We start from the raw sequence: 21,289 nt of genomic DNA on the forward strand, positions 1-21,289 counted from the left end.
TGATGGTTACTCTTCTGTCGACTCATAGAGGTAAACTCTTACAGTGTGACACTACCCTGGCAGGCACGCAGGAAAATTTCGCGATATTCCACTGCGTTAAAAGACATGGGATTACTGGCTGCAGACGGGTCTTCTGCAGCCATACGTCCAATCTTATCGGCATCATCGCTACCAATACCAATTTCTTCCAAAGTATGAGGAATACCCAGCTGCTTACGCAGGCCAATAACCCAGTTAAGCACTGCATCAAAGCCGCTCTCAAACATATCTTTCCCGGTCAATTGCAATGAGAGTGCCAATTGTCCCATGGGAACCTCTATGGCTGGCCTGTTCGCTACAAGGACATAGGGCATCAATATGGCATTGAGTAAGCCGTGATGTTTATCGTAAAGGCCACCAAGTGGATGGGCGAGTGCATGGATCGCACCCAAACCACGCTGGAAGGCTGTGGCCCCCATACAGGAGGCAACCAGCATCTGCTGACGTGCTTTTAATTCAGTGCCTATCATATAGGCCCGTGGAAGGTAACTTTTAATCAGGCGCATACCCTGTAGGGCAATTCCCTCAGCCATAGGGTGATACATAGGTGAGTAATAGGATTCCAAGTTGTGAGAGAGGGCGTCCATCCCAGTCGCCGCGGTAATTTCTGGTGGCAATCCCAAGGTAAGTTCGGCATCGAGAATCACAATGTCCGGCAAGATATTAGGGTGGAAAATCAAGCGTTTAATTTGCGCAGCTTCATCGGTAATCACCGCTACACGCCCTACCTCCGAGCCTGTTCCAGCAGTGGTAGGTACTGCAATCACTGGCACCATACCGTTAGGATCGACACGCTTGTAATTATCACCAATATCCTCGAATTCCCAAATGGGCCGGCTCTGCCTGGCCATTAACGCGATTGCCTTGCCGGCATCAATCGCTGAGCCACCACCAAAGGCAATGACTCCATCGCAATTTTTACTCCTTAAAATTTCGACGCCTTGATCAATATTCTCACTATTAGGGTTGCCTTTTATCGCTGAGAAAACTTCTAGTTCTAGGCTATTTTCCCGACAGGGAGTATAGGCACGCTCAATCAGTGGCATAGTGGCAAGACCGGGATCTGTCACCACTAAGGGGCGCTGTATATTCAATTCAACGCAGGCCTTGGCAAGATCCGCTATTCGCCCGGGTCCAACCCAAATATTGGTAGGGAAATTCCAGTTTACCCGGTATTTATCCACGCTTGCCTCTTTATTTATCCAGTCCAGCCAATGCCCTCAATGACTTTCTGAAAACAGCTAATCTGCAACCTGTAAACGGGGCTTTATTGAGTTAACCAGATTAAAAATCAATGTACGGTTTATCGAGTTACAATCTTCCCAGTACCCTATTCCAAAATGATCCTCACCATTTGCCATAGACCAAATCTCTCCACACATCCCTTCATCTTCATAGCTCAGAAAATAGCCGGAAAATTGTCCCAGTTGAATTGCGGTAAGGGCTGCCTCACCCTCGTCGTAGTCATTCAGGAAAGTTTCAGTTTGTTGCTGTGCAGTTATCCCTTGAGAAAACCCTATTTTCAGTTGCGCATTGCTACACCGTTTCCTTAGCTCCATGCCCATTTCTCCATCAACCGTCTGTATGTACCACTTTTCCGGCAGGTCTATTGAATAATTTTCTAGCTCGTATTCCGCGGCACTAATCAATAACGGAGAAAAAAATGACAATACTATGCAACAATGTATGTACTTCACCTCAACACCTCCACCCAAATACCCACTCTATGTAACTTATAACTCACTAACTATTCAACGGTGTGAACTTTCATTGTGATAGATTTAACCACTTCGATTACCGGCGAGAAATCCACCGAATTACAGTCACTTTGAAAGTGTGCAACCAGTAAATCGATTCCATCGCCCAAAAACCATTTTGCCATACACTTTCCTTTCGATTTAAAAGTGACGAAATAACCGGAATAATTACCAATCTGCACTGAAGAAACCGGATGTTCCAATGGATGTTGTTCTAAAAATACGTCAGGATCGCCACCATCTTTTAATAATCCCTCTCTCAGAATGTAGGCCATCAAGTTACCGGTGCCTTTCTGTCGAAATTGAATTCCTATCTTGTTGTAAGGGTCTTCGTACCTTGACCACTCACCGGGAACATCTAAAGTAATATTTTTATAAAGATAAGGTTCCGCTTTTAGCACCAATGAATTGAGTAAAAGTAACCCTGCAACACAACTTTTAATCAACCTCACAGAAATTCCCTCTTTAACGGTTCCCTAGCCTTAAATTTTAAAATGGAAGGACTTGGGTCTAGTTAACTGCTCAAATCCAATCCGGGACAAAGTACACCCCCTTCCGGACCGCTTTACCCCAGTCCAGGCCAACTCTGGGTCCAGGTAATCACACCGATTAAGGAAAACTGTGCCTACCTGTAAATGATCCCCAATTGCCAGGGCGACCTCTTCATCCTGTGAAAAAATTGCTGCGGTGAGGCCAAACTGGCTGTTATTCATAAATTCTAGAGCCTCGCCATCATCATGCACTTTTTGCACCCCCAATACCGGTCCAAAAGACTCCTCACGCATCAGGCGCATTTTTTGGCGTACTCCAGTCAATAACTGTGGTGCCAAATACTGGGTACCGCGTTTATCCAGCGGGAAGTCACTGGTGCTCAGGTGCGTCTTGGCGCCCTCGGCCACAGCTTCGTCTATTTGTACACGTACTAGATCAGCGGCTTCTGCACGAACGAGGGGGCCTAGTGTGGTGTCCGGATCATCCGGGCGGCCAAGCTGATATTTACCAACCAGAGCGACGGCACGCTCTACAAATTCGTCGAATAGTTTTTCTTGAACATAAACACGCTCAATGCCGCAGCAGGATTGACCTGAATTAAAAAATGCGCCATCTACAATTGTCTCCACCGCCAGCTGAAGATCCGCATCTTCCCGTACATAGGCAGGATCTTTACCTCCCAGCTCCAAACCCACCTGAATAAAGCGGCCTGCTACGGTGCGCTCCAAGTTTGCCCCGGCTTCTACCGAACCCGTAAAAGCGATGTGCTGGATTTCCTCCGCGCATGCCAACCTTTGGGTGTAAGCGTGATTCAGGTGTAGAAACTGAAATACTCCGTAGGGTAGTCCTGCCTCTCTAAACGCCTCAACCATTCGCTCTGCACAGAGAGGAGTTTGCGCAGAGTGCTTCAAAATTACAGCATTGCCCGCCAATATTGACGGCACCACTGTATTTACAGCCGTCAGGTAAGGGTAATTCCAAGGGGCAATTACAAGGGAAATACCCAGCGGTTCGCGACGAATAAACCGGGAAAACCCCGGCGTGGCTGACAGTTGGATATCTGCGAGGGCCTCTTCCGCAATATCTGCCATGGCTGAAGCGCGCTCGGCAAAACCATCAATTTCCCCGGGGGCGAAACGTATTGGCCTTCCCATCATCCAACAAATTTCCTCAGCCAGACGATCTTTGCGCTCCGCAAAAAATTCCACTGCGCGGTGTACAATAGCGATACGCTCGATGAGAGGGGTTAGGCGCCAGGCCCGCTGGGCCGAAGCCGCTCGATCCAAAGCCACACGAATTTCAGCTTCGCCAGCCAGCGCTCTTTCCAGGTACACGCTGTTATCTACAGGGGAAATACATCGCAGGTGGTGCATGTTGGAAATCCCTTTAATTAATTTTCACCGGTTTCCTACCAGTGAAGGAAAGACAACTGGGTTACGCTTTCAAAAAGACGGGCAACTGCCCAATTAAAGTACAGATGTGAATGGCTTAAATCAGATTATTTCGAAATACCTATCCAGCTCCCAGTCAGTCACATGACGGCGATATTCACGCTCTTCCCATTCGCGACTGGCCGCGAAGTGCTCAACAAATTCACTGCCAAACAACTCCTTAGCAGCTTCAGAGCTTTTGAAACGCTGGGCTGAATCCCACAGGGTAGCGGGCAACGTTTGCTGGATCTCGGGCGTCAGTGCATAGGCATTGCCCTCAATAGGATCGCTTGGCTGCCATTGCTGCATCACGCCATACAGCCCAGAGCCGAGCGCTGCAGCCAGAGCTAAATAGGGATTGGCATCGGCGGCACCAAGGCGATATTCCACTCGCTGCGATTTACCGTTGCCAGGAATAGCGCGCAGCGCTGTAGTCCGATTCTCAACTCCCCAATTAGCGCCGGTAGGTGCCCAAAAGCCGGGTACCAGGCGACGGTAACTATTTACAGTGGGCGCCAACATGGCCAGAAACTCAGGCATCAGGCGCTGTTGGCCAGCAATAAACTGGCGCATAATTTCGCTGACCCCTGTGGGTTGGCTTCTATCAAAAAATGCCGATTCACCATTGTCCGCACTGCGCAATGAGAGGTGGATATGGCCACTTTGTCCGGGGTAATCACTGGACCAACGCGACATAAATGTCGCCATTAATCCCATGCGTTGAGCCAGGATTTTCATAAATGTTTTAAACAGGGCGGCCTTGTCCCCTGCAGCCTCTGCTTTATCCACTGCAATTGCGGCTTCAAGAACTCCTGGACCCGTTTCCGTATGCAGTCCTTCCAGCGGGAAATCCATGCGCTCCCCCATATCCAGGATTTCCCCGTACAGTTCGGAATGCACAGAGTTGCGCAATATTGAGTAGCCAAACCAGTCCGGGGTGAAAGGCTTCAGATCGCGAAAGCCCTTTTCGCGCACGGAATGCGGCGTTTCATCGAATAGGAAATATTCATACTCAAGGGCAGCAAAGGGCTCAAAGCCCGCTGCCCGGCAGCGCTCCACCACCCGGCGCAAAGCCGCGCGGGGGCATACTGCCTGGGCCCGCTGATCAAACTCAGCCAGAAACAGCAACATATTCTCTTCAAAGGGAATATCTCGACAGCTATCTGGAAGTATCCGCACAGGAACATCCGGATACCCTGTATGCCAACCGGTATAGCGGGCGTTGTCATAGAGCTGGTCTTTTACATCCCAGCCCAGCACCACATCACAAAAAGAGAAGCCCTTATCCAAGGAAGAGAAAAACTTTTCGCGGCTCATATATTTGCCGCGCATGACACCATCGATATCGAAAAGGCCCACTTTGACATGACTGAGGCCGCGCCCTTCGACAATCGCACGGGCCTCCTGAACGGTTTTAACCTCCCTGGCTTTTAGCATTTCCGTCCCTGCCCCGTTGTTGTTATCAATGACTTACAGGATAGACCCGCCAGCCAAATCCTGACGCCCGATATTTCCCCAGGGGCGTGACTTTCAGCTGTGCCGAACTGCATATATAATCCGCGCTCCAAATTTTTCGTTTTACCCAGTTCAGGACCAGCAATGAGCTTCGACAAGATCCCCGCAGGTAAGGACCTGCCCAGCGATATCAACGTTATCATCGAGATCCCTGCCAACTCCGACCCCATCAAATACGAGGTGGACAAGGACTCTGACGCCGTATTTGTGGATCGCTTCGTTGCCACTCCGATGTTCTACCCGGCTAACTACGGCTACGTGCCTCAAACCCTGTCCGAAGACGGCGACCCCCTCGACGTGCTGGTTGTCGCGCCTTACCCGGTAATGGTTGGCTCTGTTATCCGCTCCCGTGTAATCGGCGTTCTGAAAATGACCGACGAATCCGGTGTAGACGCCAAACTGCTGGCGGTACCTCACACCAAGCTAACCAAGCTGTATGATCACGTACAGGAAATTGGCGACCTGCCGGAATTGCTGCTCAAGCAAATCGAGCACTACTTCGAGAATTACAAAGCCCTCGAAGCCGGCAAGTGGGTAAAAGTAGAAGGCTGGGCCGACGCTGAAGAAGCCCGCAAAGAAGTGCTTTCCTCTCGTGAGCGTTACCTGAAGGAAGAAGGCTGAGAGCCACTTCCTTTAGCTAGGCTCTTGGGCACAAAAAAACTGGCTTTATGCCGGTTTTTTTGTGCGTGGAGACTCCCTCAGAGGGAATGATTTATGTTTAGTCCAGATCCCACTTGGGAATATTGACTGGGGCAGCCTCCGCCTCAGCGCGCTCACTCTTATCAAGCAAAAGTCCTTCCGCCGCACGCAGGCTGATATGGTCAGTGGAAACCTCGACCGCAGCCACTTGCTTGCGCTCATGATCTTTGACCAAATTTCCCTCCATGGGCGCAAGCGTCCAATTGGGTATCGGGGAACTGTCGGATTCAGGTGTTTCCTCAGGCTGAACAGCCTGTGTCTGTATGGTTTTGGGCTTGGCGGTTGCTATCCCACTCTCATCCTTCAAGGTTACCTGGGCACCGATTTTGGCCAAAGTGGCTTGAAACTGCTCTGCCTGGGCTTGGCTGAGGCCTTTTCGCAAGATCAGTGGACGACCACTGAAAAGTTTCTCCACTGCCTGCGGGGTGCTCTTAAACAGGCGCGCCATATTGGATTTCACATCGTTCGCAGTAAATCCGTCGATCAGGTCACCGCGGAAAACCAAGCTATAGGTGGCTTGCGACATTACTTAATCCCTGTGTTATTCATCCGGGTCCAGAGTCTGGTCCATGGTAAAGGCAGGAGCTCCCTCAATTCGGCCACCAACTTGGCGCGCTGGCACACCAGCTACCGTGGTGTGATCGGGCACATCGTGTAATACCAGGCTGCCAGCAGCAATCTTGACATCATCTCCCACCCGCACAGGCCCTAATACCTTGGCACCGGCACCAATCATCACTCCGTGACCGATTTTTGGGTGGCGATCGCCGGAGCCCCGGCCACTGCCACCAAGGGTCACAGAGTGGAGGATGGATACATTGTCCCCCACTACACAAGTCTCCCCCACAACCAGACCAGTCGCATGATCAATCATAATGCCGCCGCCAAACTTCGCCGCCGGGTGAATATCCACAGAAAACTGCTCCGACACCCGGCTTTGGAAATACAAAGCCAGGGTGAAACGCCCCTGCTTCCAAAGCCAATGGGCAATTCGGTGGGATTGCAGCGCGTGGAAACCTTTGAAATAAAGAAACGGAGTCAGGTATTGATCGCAGGCCGGATCACGATCGTACCAAGCGCAAATATCAGCATGCATCCGACTGGAGATTGAGGGATCACTCTCCAGAGCGGAAGCAATAACTTCCTGCAGTGAAGTGGCAGTCAGCGCATCATGATCCAACACAGCAGCCAACTGGTCGGCAATTGCATGCTCCAGCGATTTGTGGCGCAGGATAGTATTGTGGAAATAACTCGCCAGGATCGGTTCGCCACTGGCAGCGGCAGCGGCCTCCGCACGCATGGATTTCCAGACATCACGGGGCTCGATCGAGCTGTCGATAATGATTTCCTCGCCGGTCTTTTCCACTTTCCTGTTACTTCCCAATTGTATATGCCAAGGGCTGAAGCCCCGCGAAGCTTGGCAGGAATGTCAGGACCTTTCAAGCGCCGCCCACTGGGGAATCCAGGGGCATAACAAGGCGGCGCCCGCTTCGTTCTCAGAGCGGCATAATCTCCGGATAACAGTGATCCGGGATCCACACAAAGCGCGTATAGATTTCCTCAAGATGCTCACACACGGTGTCACACAGGGCTAGGTCACCGCGGCGCAGCTGTTCCTGCAGGCGCTCAATCGTCAATAGATCCTGCAATTCCTTCGCACGCGGTGCATAACTCAGGTGCCAGCGCTCAGGGGCCACCCCCCCCTGATCTGTGGCGAAGGGGCGAAACAAGCCATAGCTCTGCGCGGAGGCAATACGCTCATCCAGCCAGAGATGAAATGGGCCAAAAATGCCATTGTCCGCCACTTCCTGGGGGGTTAGCTGAACATCGTAGCCCTCCGGGAGGGCAGCCGCATCGATCATATCGAAGTCGGTGCCCCAGTGGTGGCGGGAAGCACCTGGCAATGCCGACCAACGCAATATGGCCATGACCAGCTCTCGCGGTGGCAATCCGGAAATTTCCAATGCCACTCCCTCGCTGTCGAGCACCGGCCTGAGTCCCTGTGCCTTGCCGTTCCAGATCGTGCGCTGGCGCTCAAAGCTACGAAAGCCTGAGGCGATCTGGGGATCAAAGCCTGCCTCGCGGGCATCACGTCTCAGGCGCTGGAAGGCCACCAGGGCCTCGGGGTGCAGCAACTGGCCCGAAGTTGGATCGAGGATGACATGCTCATCGGTGAGTCCAAAGAGCATACGTTGTAGCGGAACAGATAACATTTGACTCCTATAAGCGGGCGATTTTTGTAATGCGGTCTAAAGTGAACAAACCCAAGGTGCCTACTCTATCAAAGAGCAATACGGAATAAGCAGGTCAGCCCGGAATTGTAGGAAAAGCAATTGGCGCTGTCACAAAGGTACCGATGGTTAGGTTTACTGATCGACAATTAAATTATGTTAAGTTCAGCCCGCGATCGATGGAGAGATCGTATTAACTGAACGTTAAACCTTGTAGGGAAAACTGAATGCACCCGAGTCAATCAGAGTTACTGAAACTGAAAAACCTGGGCCTGGCCTCTGTAAATATCCTGCACTCTATCGGCATCCGCTCCCATGAAGACCTGCGCCGCATAGGCCCGGTGGAGGCATTTATCAGTATTCGCAATCGCGGCATCAATGCCTCCAGAGTCATGCTCTACGCTCTACAAGGCGCTTTATTGGACGTCCACTGGAACGACCTGGACCCAGACCTGAAGCAAAAGCTGGCCAGCGAGGCTGACCGACTGCTGGCCACTCAAAACTTAGACTAACGCGAACAGCCCAGATTTCTCCCAACGATTTAACGCCCGGATAGCCCCTGCGGGGATGGAAAGGGTGCTCGGCATGGTATTGCATATCGCCCGACTGTCACACAAAACGCCCCGCCCTATCTAAACTTACTCAAAGACGATTAGATGGAGAGAGCCGATGTTACGCATTGGGCTATTCCTGCTGACTAACTTGGCTGTCCTGGTTCTGGTCGGCATTATTTTCAACCTTTTTGGCATAGGAGGTATCCTCCAGGCCAATGGCGTTGACCTGAACCTCGGCGCCTTACTACTTCTCTGTGCACTATTTGGTTTTGGCGGCTCTTTCATCTCGCTACTGCTTTCCAAAACCATTGCACGGATGACCACCCGCACCCAGATTATTACCGAACCCCGCAGTGCCGATGAACAATGGCTGGTAGAGACAGTGCGGGAACTTTCACGCAAAGCCAACATTGGCATGCCAGACGTGGGGATATTCCCCATGCCCCAAGCCAACGCCTTTGCCACAGGCTGGAATCGCAACAACGCCCTGGTTTCTGTCAGTGCCGGACTGTTACAGCGTTTTAGCCGCGAGGAGGCGCGTGCAGTTATCGGACATGAGATTGGACACGTGGCCAATGGGGACATGGTAACCCTGGCTCTGATCCAAGGAGTCGTGAACACTTTTGTCATGTTCTTCGCGCGCCTGGTCGGTTTTTTTGTCGACCGGGTAATCCTGCGCAACGAGCAGGGACTGGGAATCGGCTACTACATCACCTCTATCGTCATGGATATCGTCTTTGGTTTCTTTGCCATGATTATCGTCGCCTGGTTCAGCCGCAGGAGGGAGTACAGGGCAGACCACGCAGGTGCAACACTGGCTAGCCCCAATTCCATGATCGCAGCTCTGCAGAGACTCAAGGTGGAATCCGAGCGGGGCCACGAAGAGCCACTGCCTGGCAATATGAAAGCCTTCGGAATCTTTGGCAACATGGGCGCACTGCTGGCCACACACCCACCTCTGGATGATCGCATCCAGGTTCTGCAGAATTTCCGTAAATGATTTTCACGCAACTGCACAAGCGCTGTTGTTTCGAATTATCCACAGGTGCAGATTTTATTCTGGTAAAAAAAAGCCTGTGAATACATTGATCCTGCAGGTACAGGTTTGCATAAACGTCGCTGTCTTTTCGCCCCCGGCTCAGGCGAGGTAAACTTTCCAGCAAATTGACAAAGGAAAGACTGCTATCCATGACAGCGCTAAAAACTCTGCCAATTATTTTTTCCTTAATGCTCCTCTGCCTCACATCTCCCCTGTATGCACAAGTCCAGGACTTCGCTACCGATGATGAGCGCAACACCATGCAGGTGTTCAATTTTGCCAGCCCGTCGGTGGTTTACGTTACCAACGAAGCCCTGGTGCGCGATCGCAGGACCCTGCGACTGCATGCTGTACCCAAAGGTGCCGGTAGTGGTTTTATTTGGGACGAACTGGGGCACGTGGTTACCAATTTCCACGTAATTGAGGGTGCGCGCAAAGTTACCATTACACTACAAGACCGCAGTGAATGGCCTGCCCAGCTAGTGGGCTCAGCTCCAGAGAAAGACCTTGCCGTACTGAAAATTGAAGCGCCTAAAGAGCGATTAAAACCTCTTGTAGCCGGTACTTCCAGCAACCTCTCGGTGGGGCGCAAGGTACTCGCCATCGGCAATCCGTTCGGCTTGGACACCACGCTCACCACTGGGGTGGTGAGCGCTCTGGGGCGTGAAATTGAAGCTGCCAATAATCGCACCATCCGTAATGTAATCCAGACCGATGCTGCCATTAACCCCGGCAATTCCGGCGGCCCACTGCTGGATTCCCTCGGGCGCTTGATCGGCGTCAACACGGCCATTTACAGCCCCAGCGGTACCAGCGTGGGAATTGGGTTTGCCATTCCGGTGGATACAGTCAAGAAAATCGTCCCGGAACTGATTGCCCACGGCCGCCTGGTTCGCCCCATACTCGGCATTGAATCCGCACCGGATCAATGGAGCAGTCGTTACGGTTTCGAAGGCGTAGCCGTATTGCGCATAGCCCCGGGGCTTCCCGCAGAGAAAGCGGGCTTACAAGGCATTTATCGCACACGCCAGGGAGGGTGGCAGCTGGGGGATGTGATTGTTGAAGTGGAGCAGCAACCCATCCGCAGCTACGACGATCTGCTCAACGCTCTGGAAAAACATCAGGTAGGTGACGAAATTACTTTGGGTATCATGCGCGACGGGACAATACGCTACACCTCGATTACACTCGCGGCGCCGCAATAGAGCAATAATAGATCCCAGAGCCGACTTTATGCAGAAATACTTCCTGTGCCGCTACGATGAATTGAGCGAGGGACAGTCGAAAGGCTTTTCCCTCGGCGATACCGCCGCCGGAACTGACAATGTCTTTGCCGTGATGAAAGAGGGGGAGGTTTATGCCTATAAGAACACCTGTCCACACCGCGGTATCAACCTCGACTGGCAGGAAGACCAGTTTCTCGACCCGGATGGGGCCCTGATCCAATGTGCCTCTCACGGGGCTCTGTTCCTGATTGAATCCGGTGAGTGTATCGCTGGCCCCTGTACCGGCGATGCACTGACACCTGTGCCTGTGGAATACGCCCAGGACGGCCTCTACGCCCTGCTGCCGGAGTAGGGTTTATCTTGCCGGGCCGTTCCTGCCCGGCCATTCATATCAACCCCCTCAGCGAAATGGCAGTTCCTGCGCGAGGACAATTTCACTGGCGCCTAGTTGCGCCTTGTAAGCGAGCACCTGCACACCGGCTGAAACCGCACTGTCGAGGGCGTCAGCATAGGCGGGGTCAATCTCATGCGCGGCCTCAACACTTTCGATACCACTGTGCTGAACACAATAAAAGAGTACTGCACGCACTCCGTCTTCAGCCAATTTCTGCAATTCCCGCAAATGTTTAGCGCCGCGGGCACTCACTGCATCGGGAAAGTAACCGCGCTCCCCTTCTGCCAAGGTGACATTCTTAACCTCCACATAGCAGTCCCCCTGATCACCGGACAACAGAAAATCAATACGGCTATTCTCATCCCCGTAACGCACTTCCCGGCGCAGGGACTCGTAGCCTTGGAGTTCGCCAATTACCCCGGAGCGTATTGCCTCCTCCACTAGAGCATTAGAGCGCCCCGTATTTACACCGGCCAGGGCGCCATCGGGGGTGGTGGTGATCTCTAAAGTATGGCGGTACTTGCGTTTGGGATTACCCGAGTCCGAATACCAACAAGCGCCACCCTCAACCCAACAGTTCTTCATGGAGCCGGTATTAGGGCAGTGAATAGTGAAAACCTCCCCTTCTGAGGACTCCACATCTGCGAGAAAACGTTTGTAACGACGCAACAGGGTTGCCTTTTGCAACGAGGGGGTAAACTTCACGGGCTGGCACTCTTGTACATTTCAGCGCCACAAAATAGCAGACAACTATTTGTGGCGCGAATCGCGTAGATTTGATAGCTTCCTCGCTCTCGGTCGCCGGGGTATCGGCGGCGGAAACAAGGATTAGCCTGCCACCGCAAGCTTTTTGACAGGTGAAAAAAGCATCAAACAAAAAGATTCCGGTCTAGGCTAGATTGAATTTGGTGGTATCGCCCCCATTATCGGGGGCCCGTATAGAAAGAGAGGCAACGACTATGCCCAAAACTGCTGCGAGCACCGATTCTCTGCACGGCTTTGAGCCCTACAAGGAGACTAAGGGCGAAGAGTACATGAATGAGAAGCAGCAGGAGCATTTCCGCAACTTGCTGTTAGCCTGGAAGGCCGAACTGATGGCGGAAGTGGACCGCACCGTTTCCCACATGAAAGACGAGGCCGCAAACTTTCCCGATCCCGCCGATCGCGCCAGTCAGGAAGAGGAGTTCAGCCTTGAACTTCGCACCCGCGATCGCGAGCGCAAACTGATCAAGAAGATCGACGCCACCCTGGAGCTGATTGACCAGGATGACTACGGTTTCTGTGAAGCTTGCGGGGTTGATATTGGAATCCGCCGCCTTGAGGCTCGCCCCACCGCAACCCTGTGTGTGGACTGCAAGACTCTGGCTGAAATCAAAGAAAGACAGATTTCAGGCTGATCCATAACTAATAGAAATCCGGTGATCCCTAAGGGGCACCCGGCGCGAAGGGGCGGTCGACGGGACCGCCCCCTGTCATTTTGAAAAGTACTCACCCCTATATTGGTCGATTCGCTCCCTCCCCAAGCGGCCCCCTGCACTTTGGCTCTTTGGTGTGCGCACTTGGCAGCTACCTGGATGCCCAGTCCCATGGAGGCCACTGGTTGCTCCGAATGGAGGATCTCGACCCACCGCGCGAAGAGCCCGGCGCGGCCACCCGCATCCTGAATTCCCTGGAGACCCACGGCCTGCATTGGCACGGTGCCGTGGAATGGCAGAGCAAGCGGCACAGATTGTACGAAGAGACCCTGGCGCAACTGCGTGAACAAGGCCTCCTGTATCCCTGTTACTGCTCACGCAGCCAAATCCGCCAAAATGGCGGGCACGACAACCTTGGTTGCAGAGTCAAACACAGTGGCAGTGGTCCCTCTGCCCTACGCCTGCAATGTGCTGGTGACGAGGAGGTATTCGAGGATATCTGGCGCGGGGAACAACACCAACCGGTACGTGAAGACACGATCCTGAAGCGTCGCGATGGCCTGTACGCCTATCAGCTGGCAGTAGTGGTGGATGATATTGCCCAGGGGGTTACCCAAGTAGTGCGTGGCGCCGACCTTTTAGATACCACTGGCGCACAGATCCGTCTGTTCCACATACTCGGCACAACCCCTCCGGTCTTCGGGCACCTGCCTCTGGTAATGGGCCCAGGGGGAAAACAGAAACTCAGCAAGCAAAACCACGCGCCAGCTATCGATGACAATAAAGCGGCAGATAACCTGTGCGCCGCATTAATTTTTCTCGGTTTCCATGTGCCCGAAACACTGAGACAGGAGAAACCAGAACATATTCTGAAGTGGGCCACAGCCCGTTGGCAACGACACCAAATTGATAAGCGCGACCGGCAATTGCACTGAACTGCTGAGACATTTAACATTTTTGCGCCAGCCGCACCCACCTTTTGGGTAATATACGCATATCCCAATAGCGCCTTGCCCCTAAATCCAAGGTGATCCCGGCCACCATTAATGCCTTTTCCCAAACGGGTTTCCAAGACTGTCTATGAGCAATCGCACCCTGTTAATACTGCTCGTGCTAGTGGGCTATGTGTTTTCACCCACCATTTTTACCTGGATGATCAATCCCGTTGGCGCCTGGTATCGCCCTTTTATTCTCTGGTTCGTTTTGATCCTGTTGGCGATTTTTATCCAATGGAGACGCAAATCGAATGAGCTTTGAAATAGCCCATATCGCCCTGATTGGCGTCGTTTATATTGCCACTCTGTTCTTTGTGGCCTTCGCCACCTCAAAGGGCTGGCTGCCCGCACGCTGGGTACGCCACCCACTCGTTTATGTCCTCTCCCTGGGGGTTTCGCTGTCTGCCTGGACTTTCTACGGTATTGTCGACCTGGCCTGGCAGTATGGTTATGGCGTATTGGCCTACTACCTGGGCACCGGCGCTATGTTCTTATTTGCGCCAGTAGCTCTAGAGCCGCTAGCGCGGCTTGCCCAGCGCTACCAACTCTACTCCCCAGCGGATCTACTGGTTTTTCGCTACCACAGTCGCCAGGTAGGCATTCTCGCCACCCTGTTCATGTTACTGGCACTGTTACCACTGGTAGCTCTGCAGATACAGGCGGTATCTGAAACCCTGGCTCTTTTATCCCGGGATAGTGTTGCCGCGCTCGGTTTGCCAGACAGTGGGGTTTCCAGCAAGAACCTCATTGCTTTCTTCTACTGTGTGCTTTTGGCGGTGTTTACCAGCATGTACGGCGCGACCCGCGAACGGGGCGAGGGCTTGGCCAGTGCTATGGCGCTGGAATCCCTGGTTAAGCTGGTTGCTCTCACTGCGGTAGGTGGCTATGCCGTTTATGGTGTATTCGGCGGTTTCTCGGGGCTCGACCAGTGGCTACTTGAAAACAGCGATATGCAACAGCTGCTTTACACCCCCATTGAACAGGGCTCCTCCCACACCTTACTGTTGGTATTTATCGCCACCGCTGTGGCCATGCCGCACATCTTTTATCTCAGTATCGCTGAACGCCCCACAGGCCAGGCCTTGCGTACCGCCAGCTGGGGCTTCCCCCTATTTCTGTTACTGATGGCTCTGCCAATCTTTCCGATTATGTGGGCGGGCTTCGCCCTGGATGTGGCAGAACCGGTGCAGTACTTCTCGCTGGCGGTGCCGAGAGCCAGTGGTTCAGCGCTGCTCACCACGCTGGCCTTTATCGGCGGTCTCTCCGCTGCCACCGGCGCGCTCATTATGATTACCCTGGCACTGTCCACCATGGTAATGAATCATTGGCTGCTGCCCGGTACACGCTGGCACTCAGAGGACAATATGTATCGCCAGCTGGTGTGGCTGCGCCGTGCGCTGATTGCCGCGCTGTTTATTGCCGGCTTTGCCTTCTACCTTCTGTTGAACAACCGCCTCTCCCTTTCGGACCTGGCATTACTGGCGTTTATCGGGTCATTGCAATTCCTGCCGGGAATATTCGCGGTAATTCACTGGCCACGCGGCAACCGGCGCGGCTTTATCGGGGGACTGCTGGGCGGTATGCTGATTTGGGGCTGCGGCCTGATGTTGCCGTCTATTTTCGACTTAACCGGCATCACTCTGCCCGGTACATCGATTCAGATACCTCTAGGAATGTCGATCTGGACACAGATCACCACTCTATCCCTCAGCATCAACATTCTGCTATTTGTCGGGCTGTCACTCTTTACGCGCACCAGTAACCTGGAGCAATACGCTGCTGATCTTTGTAGTGATGACACTATTGCTCAAGCGTTACGATTAGGTCTCGATGTGGAATCCGCAGCAGATTTCCGTTTGCGTCTTGCGGAGAGTCTCGGTGCCGCCACCGCCAATAAAGAGGTCAAGCGCGCCCTCAACCAGCTCGACCTGCCGGATGATGAGCGTCGACCTTACGCCCTGCGCCAGCTGCGCAACAAGCTTGAGGCCAACCTCTCCGGGCTGCTTGGGCGGGTGCTGGCAGGGCAGATTATCGACCGCCACTTCCCATTCCAGAACAGCGATCAACCGGCTAACAAGGATATCCACTTAATAGAAACGCGCCTGGGACGCTATAAACACCAGCTCACCGGGCTTGCAGGGGAGCTAAACAACCTGCGCCTCTACCATCGCCAGATGCTGGAAGAGCTGCCCATGGCTGCCTGCTCCCTGGGCCGGGACGGTGAGGTACTGCTTTGGAATTACGCCATGCAGGACCTAACCGGTATTGCAGCCGGCGAGGTAATCGGCTCCAAGCTGGAGTACCTCGCCGAGCCCTGGCGCGGGCTGCTGGCGGAATTTGCCGAATCCTCTGATGCCAGCCGTTTTAAGCAGCAGGTGAGTCTGGATGGCAACAGCCACTGGCTCAATTTACACAAGACGCGCCAGAAGCGCAGTCGCAACGATCGTGTACGCAACGAGCGCGGCGACGGCCAGATGTTATTGCTCGAAGACATTACCGAAACCCAGGTACTGGAACAGGAGCTGATTCACAGCGAGCGTCTGGCTTCGGTAGGGCGCCTCGCTGCCGGAGTCGCCCACGAGGTTGGCAACCCTGTGACCGGCATTGCCTGCCTGGCACAGAACCTCCAGTTTGACTGTGACAACCCAGAAGTACTGGACACCGCCGACCAGATACTTAGTCAAACCCAGCGTATCAGCCGGATAGTGCATTCATTGGTCAACTTCTCCCACAGTGGCAGTCAGGAGAGCGAGCATGCCCCAGTAGACCTCTATGCCTGTGTGCAGGAAGCAGTAAACCTTCTGTCCCTGCAGCGCGATAAAACTGAAGTGCGTTTCGACAATACCGTACCTGAGGACCTGATCGCTCCGGGAGATAACCAGCGCCTGATCCAGGTATTTATCAACCTGCTCAGTAACGCCCGCGATGCCAGCCCCGATGGCGGTCATATTCTGATCGAGGGCTACATCGACAACGGCAGCGCCTGTGTCTCTGTAACTGACAACGGGCCCGGTATCTCAGCCAAGCACCGAGACCGTATACTCGAGCCATTTTTCACTACAAAAGAACCCGGCGAGGGCACCGGCCTCGGCCTGGCGATGGTATACAGCATCGTTGAAGAGCATGGAGGCCAACTGGAGTTAGTGAGTCCCGCCAACCGGGAGACGGGACGTGGCGCCAAGTTTATTGTGCAGCTGCCACTGGCGGGTTGAGGCGTAGATTGCCAAATTGAATATTTTTTAATCAAAAAGCAATCAATTCTCAGTATTTGAGTTGCATAGAAACGGCGCGCAGGTAAAACTAGGCGCTTATTGAGCATTTTGTAACCAGGCGTAACACATGAGCCACATCCTGATCGTCGAAGATGAAGCCATTATTCGAACGGCGCTGCGCAAACTGCTGGAGCGGCATCGCTACAAGGTCAGTGAGGCGGGGTCAGTACGCGAGGCCCTGAGCAAATACCGCGTAAATGAAGTGGACTTGGTGATCTCCGATCTACGCCTGCCCGGTGCCCCAGGCACCGACCTGCTCAAGCATGCTGGCGAAGTTCCGGTGTTGATTATGACCAGCTACGCCAGCCTCAGATCTGCGGTGGATTCCATGCGTATGGGCGCGGCAGACTATATTGCTAAGCCCTTTGATCACGATGAGATGATTGCCACTGTGCGGCGAGTTATCGGCAAGGCTGAGCAGAGCCGCGCACAGGCACCCTCAGAGAAAGATAATACCGGCACGATTGCCGGCATGATCGGTAGCAGCCAGGTGATGCGAGAGCTTTACAGCCGTATCCACAAGGTCGCGCCAACAGACGCCACTGTGCTGGTACATGGTGAAACCGGTACCGGTAAGGAACTGGTGGCCCGCGCCATTCATGAGGAGAGCCGCCGGGCAGGCAAGCCGCTGATATCTGTTAACTGTGCAGCCATTCCCGAAACGTTGATCGAGTCAGAGCTATTTGGTTACGAAAAAGGCGCTTTTACCGGCGCCCAAAGTGCCCGTGAGGGGCTTGTTGCTGCCGCTGATGGAGGCACTCTGTTTCTCGATGAAATTGGCGAGCTTCCCCTGGAAGCCCAGGCTCGCCTTCTTCGGGTGATCCAGGAAGGGGAAGTACGCCCTATCGGCTCTATCGAGTCACGTAAGGTCAATGTGCGACTGGTAACAGCAACCCACCGCAACCTCCGTCAACTAGCGGCAGAGCGCAAGTTCCGTGAAGACCTTTACTACCGTATCAATGTCGTACAAATGACCCTGGCACCTCTGAGAGAGCGTGGACGAGACGTGCTTGCACTGGCAGAGCACCTACTGGAAAGGTTTTGCACCAAAATAGAGCGCTCCCTGCTCCGCTTATCTCCAGAGGCCATCCAGGCTGTTACGACCTACACATGGCCCGGTAACGTACGCGAGTTGGAAAACGCTATTCAGCGCGCTGTGATCCTCACCGATCGCGACAGTCGGGAGATTAACCACAAGACACTGGATATCGACCTGGACCTGGTGCCTGTGGAAGAGACTGGTGAGATTTCTCGCCCCAGAAGCCTGCACACAGACCCCCGTGAGGACTTGTCACTGGAAGATTACTTCGCCCGCTTCGTGATCGAGCATCAAGACACTATGAGTGAAACTGAGCTGGCCAAAAAGCTGGGGGTCAGCCGCAAATGCCTGTGGGAGCGCCGTCAAAAACTGGGCATCCCCCGCAAGAAAACCCGCCGTAGCGCAGTTGCAGAGGCCTGATGCCCTCTTTCGGGGCTTAGGCCCTCACCGCGGCCCCCAGGTAACCCCCCTCTAAATACTCCCCCTCTACTGTGGGTATACCGCACGCTGTCCCTTTGTGCTCCTCAACTACCACATCGGTAACAAAAGAAGTGTTACCCAAGACGCCCTGCAAGTAACAATTGCCGCACTTTACGTAACGCAATGGACTTAAAAAAAGTTCCATCAAATTTCGTAAAGATTGTAACTTATTGATTTATATCAATTTTTAAAAGTTGGCACACTAAGTGCTTTACCCTTAGTACAAAATTTGAAAACGGCCAACAATAAAAATAAATGACCGTTAAAAGCCCTATAACTACTCACAATAAGCGGGCGAAACACAATAAGAATAATGGGGAGGCCGACAATAAAAGCAATGAGTGGCCAAAACCGTAAGAACAACAATAAATAATAACAATAAACCTTAAGAAAGAATAAAAATAACAACAAGCGCGTTGCAAACTGACTGAATTGTACCTGGGAGAGGGTGTTTGCTTGATAGCAAATTGAGAGCGCAAGGAAGCCGCTGCCTTCATACTGGTAATAATAATTCCCAAATCTTTTCTCCAAACTTCCCGGCACCCGCAGATTGCGGGCGCATTCCTTTGCGTGTGTTAGAATCGCGCCCGCGAATCCAACTCACCGGCAATCGATGCCATTGGCACCCCTGGTTACGGACTTCGCCCCCTGGGCCCGCCCAGGTATATGAGGCCCCAGCAGTGCCGCAGAGAACGCCCTGGTCAAAAGGGGTAGAGACGCGCGGGTACCAAACCTGCTGCCACCGGAAGTGTGGCCTGAGCACCAGCGGGGCTTTTCCGGTCATTTACGAATGGCAGCAGTCAAAATAGACAGCCGTATGCTCAACAATCTGATTAGTAGTATTAAGCGCTGGCGCAAGCCGGCCAACAAAGGCCCCCGGGTCATCGCCCGCAATGACCACAATATCTCCCGCCGAGAGATCAGCCGCGCGGCCCTGACAGTTATGAAGCGTCTACAGGATGCTGGTTACCAGGCTTATATTGTCGGTGGCGGTGTTCGCGACCTGATGCTAGGCGGCCACCCTAAAGACTTCGATGTTGCTACCGATGCGACGCCAGAACAGGCCAAGGAATTATTCCGCGGCGCTCGTATTGTGGGAAGGCGTTTCCGTATCCTGCACGCTCGTATCGGCCGCGAGGTCATTGAGGTAACCACTTTCCGCGGACACCACAGTGATGGCGAAGAGCATGAAGCAAGGCAGTCCGAGCACGGTATGCTGCTGCGGGACAACGTCTACGGTGATCTCGAAAGTGACGCCATGCGCAGGGACTTCACCGTCAATGCGCTCTACTACACCACTAATGGTTTTGCCATCCACGATTACACTGGTGGGGTCGAGGATATTGAAAAGCGCTTGATCCGTATGATCGGCAAGCCCACCACCCGCTATAAAGAGGACCCTGTACGGATGCTGCGCGCGGTACGTTTCGCCGCTAAGCTGGACTTCGCGATCGAGAGCAAAACTGCAGCGCCTTTACAGGAGCTTGCGCCATTGCTGCGCAATATCGCTCCAGCCCGCCTGTTCGATGAGATACTCAAATTACTAATGAGTGGACAGGGCGAGCGTACTTTTGAGCATTTGCACCGCTACCATTTGTGGCAGCACCTGTTCCCGGACAATGCCCGCCAAATTGAGAAGAGCCCCGCTGCCCTGGAGCTGACCAGGCGAGCACTGCGCAACACAGACAAACGTATCCAGGCGGATATGCGCGTCACCCCCGCCTTCCTTTATGCCGCCCTGCTGTGGCCAGCAGTAAACGAAGAGCAACAAAAACTGGTGGAAAAAGGTATTCCACCGGCGCCAGCCCTCGCCCAGGCAGCCCAAAAGATTACCAGTAACCAGCTGGCCCATACCGCTATACCCAAACGCTTCTCTATCCCCATGCGTGAGATCTGGGACCTGCAGCACCGCCTGCCCCAACGTGGTGGCAGCCGCGCTCAGCGCCAAACGGAGCATCCCCGGTTCCGTGCAGCTTATGACTTCCTGCTGCTGCGCGAGGAAAGTGGCGAAATTGAGGCCGGCCTTGGTAAGTGGTGGACGGACTTCCAGCAAGCCGATGACGAGCTGCGTCAGCAAATGGTGCGCAAACTACAGCGCAGTGGCGGAGGTAATCGCCGCGGACGTAACTCTCGCAGTGGACGCCGGCGCAAACCCAGGGCAGCTGAGTGATGGAAAGAGTTTATATCGGGCTCGGCAGTAATCTGTCTGAGCCACAGAGGCAGCTGCGCAGTGCCCTCACAGCAATGGACAAAATCCCCAGCAGCTGCCTACTGCGCTGTTCCAGTTTTTATAGCAGCGCCCCCATAGGCCCAAGCGGGCAACCGGATTATGTCAATGCAGTGGCTGAGTTGAACACATCACTCTCACCGATTGAGCTACTCGACCAGTTACAGTCTATTGAGGCCGCTCACGGTCGCGAGCGCTCAGTGCGCTGGGGAGCGCGCACCCTCGACCTGGATATATTGCTATTTGGAGAAAAGCAAATTGATAACGTGCGCTTGCAAGTACCACACCCACGTATGGCAGAGCGCAACTTCGTACTCCTGCCACTGGCTGAACTGGAGCCCCAGTTACAGCTGCCTAACGGCGATCCATTACAGCAATTGCTGCAGAACTGTCCGCAAAACCGCCTGAATAAAATCTGAGCAACCTCCGATAGCGCGATAAAAGTACTCGACTGAGCGCCCCGCTTAATAGTACTTTGGCGCCTG

The 21,289-nt window shown here is 53.5% G+C and carries 22 protein-coding genes; 12 read left to right on the top strand and 10 right to left on the bottom strand.

Going from position 1 to position 21,289, the window contains the following annotated elements:
• Positions 1 to 38: 38 nt before the first annotated feature.
• The 5 genes from ACJJI7_RS02465 to ACJJI7_RS02485 form a co-directional block, all read right to left on the bottom strand.
• Positions 39 to 1,223: an iron-containing alcohol dehydrogenase gene (locus ACJJI7_RS02465; RefSeq protein ID WP_444901025.1), complete on the bottom strand. Its 1,185-nt coding sequence runs from the start codon at positions 1,221 to 1,223 to the stop codon at positions 39 to 41.
• 57 nt (positions 1,224 to 1,280) lie between these two features.
• Positions 1,281 to 1,736 (bottom strand): hypothetical protein, encoded by a 456-nt coding sequence (locus ACJJI7_RS02470; protein ID WP_020412434.1) that lies wholly within the window; start codon positions 1,734 to 1,736, stop codon positions 1,281 to 1,283.
• A gap of 50 nt (positions 1,737 to 1,786) precedes the next feature.
• Positions 1,787 to 2,248: a hypothetical protein gene (locus tag ACJJI7_RS02475; RefSeq protein WP_353375962.1), complete on the bottom strand. Its 462-nt coding sequence runs from the start codon at positions 2,246 to 2,248 to the stop codon at positions 1,787 to 1,789.
• 30 nt (positions 2,249 to 2,278) lie between these two features.
• Positions 2,279 to 3,661: an aldehyde dehydrogenase family protein gene (locus ACJJI7_RS02480; RefSeq protein ID WP_444901024.1), complete on the bottom strand. Its 1,383-nt coding sequence runs from the start codon at positions 3,659 to 3,661 to the stop codon at positions 2,279 to 2,281.
• A gap of 120 nt (positions 3,662 to 3,781) precedes the next feature.
• Complete coding sequence (locus ACJJI7_RS02485) at positions 3,782 to 5,155, bottom strand: glutamine synthetase family protein (RefSeq protein WP_444901023.1); 1,374 nt, start codon at positions 5,153 to 5,155, stop codon at positions 3,782 to 3,784.
• A 162-nt stretch (positions 5,156 to 5,317) separates the two neighbouring features.
• On the opposite strand from ACJJI7_RS02485, the gene ppa reads away from it, so the two are divergent.
• Positions 5,318 to 5,854, top strand: a complete 537-nt coding sequence (ppa, locus tag ACJJI7_RS02490; RefSeq protein ID WP_020412430.1) for an inorganic diphosphatase — start codon at positions 5,318 to 5,320, stop codon at positions 5,852 to 5,854.
• A 97-nt stretch (positions 5,855 to 5,951) separates the two neighbouring features.
• Here ppa and ACJJI7_RS02495 read toward each other — a convergent pair whose 3' ends face one another.
• From ACJJI7_RS02495 to ACJJI7_RS02505, 3 genes are all read right to left on the bottom strand, one after another.
• Positions 5,952 to 6,458 (bottom strand): hypothetical protein, encoded by a 507-nt coding sequence (locus ACJJI7_RS02495; protein ID WP_444901022.1) that lies wholly within the window; start codon positions 6,456 to 6,458, stop codon positions 5,952 to 5,954.
• 15 nt (positions 6,459 to 6,473) lie between these two features.
• A complete protein-coding gene (cysE, locus tag ACJJI7_RS02500; protein WP_444901021.1) occupies positions 6,474 to 7,298 on the bottom strand; it encodes a serine O-acetyltransferase in 825 nt (274 codons plus the stop codon).
• Positions 7,299 to 7,428: 130 nt separating this feature from the next.
• Positions 7,429 to 8,145 carry a M15 family metallopeptidase gene (locus tag ACJJI7_RS02505; protein ID WP_157533404.1) on the bottom strand — a complete coding sequence of 239 codons (717 nt, stop codon included), beginning with the start codon at positions 8,143 to 8,145 and terminating at the stop codon, positions 7,429 to 7,431.
• Positions 8,146 to 8,390: 245 nt separating this feature from the next.
• Here ACJJI7_RS02505 and ACJJI7_RS02510 point away from each other — a divergent pair, with 245 nt between their 5' ends.
• From ACJJI7_RS02510 to ACJJI7_RS02525, 4 genes are all read left to right on the top strand, one after another.
• Positions 8,391 to 8,675, top strand: a complete 285-nt coding sequence (locus tag ACJJI7_RS02510; RefSeq protein WP_020412426.1) for a TfoX/Sxy family protein — start codon at positions 8,391 to 8,393, stop codon at positions 8,673 to 8,675.
• Between the two features lie 157 nt (positions 8,676 to 8,832).
• Positions 8,833 to 9,717, top strand: a complete 885-nt coding sequence (gene htpX, locus ACJJI7_RS02515; RefSeq protein ID WP_020412425.1) for a protease HtpX — start codon at positions 8,833 to 8,835, stop codon at positions 9,715 to 9,717.
• A gap of 188 nt (positions 9,718 to 9,905) precedes the next feature.
• Positions 9,906 to 10,961 (top strand): S1C family serine protease, encoded by a 1,056-nt coding sequence (locus ACJJI7_RS02520; protein WP_020412424.1) that lies wholly within the window; start codon positions 9,906 to 9,908, stop codon positions 10,959 to 10,961.
• A 28-nt stretch (positions 10,962 to 10,989) separates the two neighbouring features.
• Complete coding sequence (locus tag ACJJI7_RS02525; protein WP_020412423.1) at positions 10,990 to 11,334, top strand: Rieske (2Fe-2S) protein; 345 nt, start codon at positions 10,990 to 10,992, stop codon at positions 11,332 to 11,334.
• Positions 11,335 to 11,382: 48 nt separating this feature from the next.
• Here the strand turns inward: ACJJI7_RS02525 and sfsA are convergent, their stop codons facing one another.
• Positions 11,383 to 12,081, bottom strand: coding sequence for a DNA/RNA nuclease SfsA (gene sfsA, locus ACJJI7_RS02530; RefSeq protein ID WP_444901020.1), 699 nt, complete (start codon positions 12,079 to 12,081; stop codon positions 11,383 to 11,385).
• A 254-nt stretch (positions 12,082 to 12,335) separates the two neighbouring features.
• Here sfsA and dksA point away from each other — a divergent pair, with 254 nt between their 5' ends.
• From dksA to ACJJI7_RS02555, 5 genes are all read left to right on the top strand, one after another.
• Positions 12,336 to 12,773, top strand: coding sequence for an RNA polymerase-binding protein DksA (dksA, locus tag ACJJI7_RS02535; protein ID WP_020412421.1), 438 nt, complete (start codon positions 12,336 to 12,338; stop codon positions 12,771 to 12,773).
• Between the two features lie 80 nt (positions 12,774 to 12,853).
• Complete coding sequence (gene gluQRS, locus ACJJI7_RS02540) at positions 12,854 to 13,726, top strand: tRNA glutamyl-Q(34) synthetase GluQRS (protein ID WP_020412420.1); 873 nt, start codon at positions 12,854 to 12,856, stop codon at positions 13,724 to 13,726.
• A gap of 145 nt (positions 13,727 to 13,871) precedes the next feature.
• The gene (locus ACJJI7_RS02545; RefSeq protein ID WP_169337099.1) at positions 13,872 to 14,048 is read left to right on the top strand and encodes a hypothetical protein; all 177 of its coding nucleotides are present in this window, start codon (positions 13,872 to 13,874) and stop codon (positions 14,046 to 14,048) included.
• Positions 14,038 to 16,998, top strand: coding sequence for an ATP-binding protein (locus tag ACJJI7_RS02550; RefSeq protein ID WP_020412418.1), 2,961 nt, complete (start codon positions 14,038 to 14,040; stop codon positions 16,996 to 16,998). The genes ACJJI7_RS02545 and ACJJI7_RS02550 overlap by 11 nt, the downstream gene beginning before the upstream one ends.
• A 127-nt stretch (positions 16,999 to 17,125) precedes the next feature.
• The gene (locus tag ACJJI7_RS02555; RefSeq protein WP_444901019.1) at positions 17,126 to 18,517 is read left to right on the top strand and encodes a sigma-54-dependent transcriptional regulator; all 1,392 of its coding nucleotides are present in this window, start codon (positions 17,126 to 17,128) and stop codon (positions 18,515 to 18,517) included.
• Positions 18,518 to 18,533: 16 nt separating this feature from the next.
• Here the strand turns inward: ACJJI7_RS02555 and ACJJI7_RS02560 are convergent, their stop codons facing one another.
• Positions 18,534 to 18,722, bottom strand: a complete 189-nt coding sequence (locus tag ACJJI7_RS02560) for a hypothetical protein (protein ID WP_444901018.1) — start codon at positions 18,720 to 18,722, stop codon at positions 18,534 to 18,536.
• Positions 18,723 to 19,367: 645 nt separating this feature from the next.
• On the opposite strand from ACJJI7_RS02560, the gene pcnB reads away from it, so the two are divergent.
• Complete coding sequence (gene pcnB / locus ACJJI7_RS02565) at positions 19,368 to 20,747, top strand: polynucleotide adenylyltransferase PcnB (protein WP_282952528.1); 1,380 nt, start codon at positions 19,368 to 19,370, stop codon at positions 20,745 to 20,747.
• The gene (gene folK, locus ACJJI7_RS02570) at positions 20,747 to 21,223 is read left to right on the top strand and encodes a 2-amino-4-hydroxy-6-hydroxymethyldihydropteridine diphosphokinase (protein ID WP_444901017.1); all 477 of its coding nucleotides are present in this window, start codon (positions 20,747 to 20,749) and stop codon (positions 21,221 to 21,223) included. Before pcnB ends, folK begins: the two co-directional genes overlap by 1 nt.
• The last annotated feature ends 66 nt before the right edge of the window (positions 21,224 to 21,289 follow it).

It is taken from the genome of Microbulbifer variabilis (assembly GCF_056232115.1).

Bases quoted from the DNA above. Each gene is read 5' to 3' on its own strand.
- ACJJI7_RS02480 (WP_444901024.1), bottom strand. From the start codon at position 3,661: ATGCACCACCTGCGATGTATTTCCCCTGTAGATAACAGCGTGTACCTG.
- ACJJI7_RS02485 (WP_444901023.1), bottom strand. From the start codon at position 5,155: ATGCTAAAAGCCAGGGAGGTTAAAACCGTTCAGGAGGCCCGTGCGATT.
- ppa (WP_020412430.1), top strand. From the start codon at position 5,318: ATGAGCTTCGACAAGATCCCCGCAGGTAAGGACCTGCCCAGCGATATC.
- ACJJI7_RS02495 (WP_444901022.1), bottom strand. From the start codon at position 6,458: ATGTCGCAAGCCACCTATAGCTTGGTTTTCCGCGGTGACCTGATCGAC.
- ACJJI7_RS02505 (WP_157533404.1), bottom strand. From the start codon at position 8,145: ATGTTATCTGTTCCGCTACAACGTATGCTCTTTGGACTCACCGATGAG.
- ACJJI7_RS02510 (WP_020412426.1), top strand. From the start codon at position 8,391: ATGCACCCGAGTCAATCAGAGTTACTGAAACTGAAAAACCTGGGCCTG.
- htpX (WP_020412425.1), top strand. From the start codon at position 8,833: ATGTTACGCATTGGGCTATTCCTGCTGACTAACTTGGCTGTCCTGGTT.
- ACJJI7_RS02520 (WP_020412424.1), top strand. From the start codon at position 9,906: ATGACAGCGCTAAAAACTCTGCCAATTATTTTTTCCTTAATGCTCCTC.
- ACJJI7_RS02525 (WP_020412423.1), top strand. From the start codon at position 10,990: ATGCAGAAATACTTCCTGTGCCGCTACGATGAATTGAGCGAGGGACAG.
- dksA (WP_020412421.1), top strand. From the start codon at position 12,336: ATGCCCAAAACTGCTGCGAGCACCGATTCTCTGCACGGCTTTGAGCCC.
- ACJJI7_RS02545 (WP_169337099.1), top strand. From the start codon at position 13,872: ATGAGCAATCGCACCCTGTTAATACTGCTCGTGCTAGTGGGCTATGTG.
- ACJJI7_RS02550 (WP_020412418.1), top strand. From the start codon at position 14,038: ATGAGCTTTGAAATAGCCCATATCGCCCTGATTGGCGTCGTTTATATT.
- ACJJI7_RS02555 (WP_444901019.1), top strand. From the start codon at position 17,126: ATGAGCCACATCCTGATCGTCGAAGATGAAGCCATTATTCGAACGGCG.
- ACJJI7_RS02560 (WP_444901018.1), bottom strand. From the start codon at position 18,722: ATGGAACTTTTTTTAAGTCCATTGCGTTACGTAAAGTGCGGCAATTGT.
- pcnB (WP_282952528.1), top strand. From the start codon at position 19,368: ATGGCAGCAGTCAAAATAGACAGCCGTATGCTCAACAATCTGATTAGT.
- folK (WP_444901017.1), top strand. From the start codon at position 20,747: ATGGAAAGAGTTTATATCGGGCTCGGCAGTAATCTGTCTGAGCCACAG.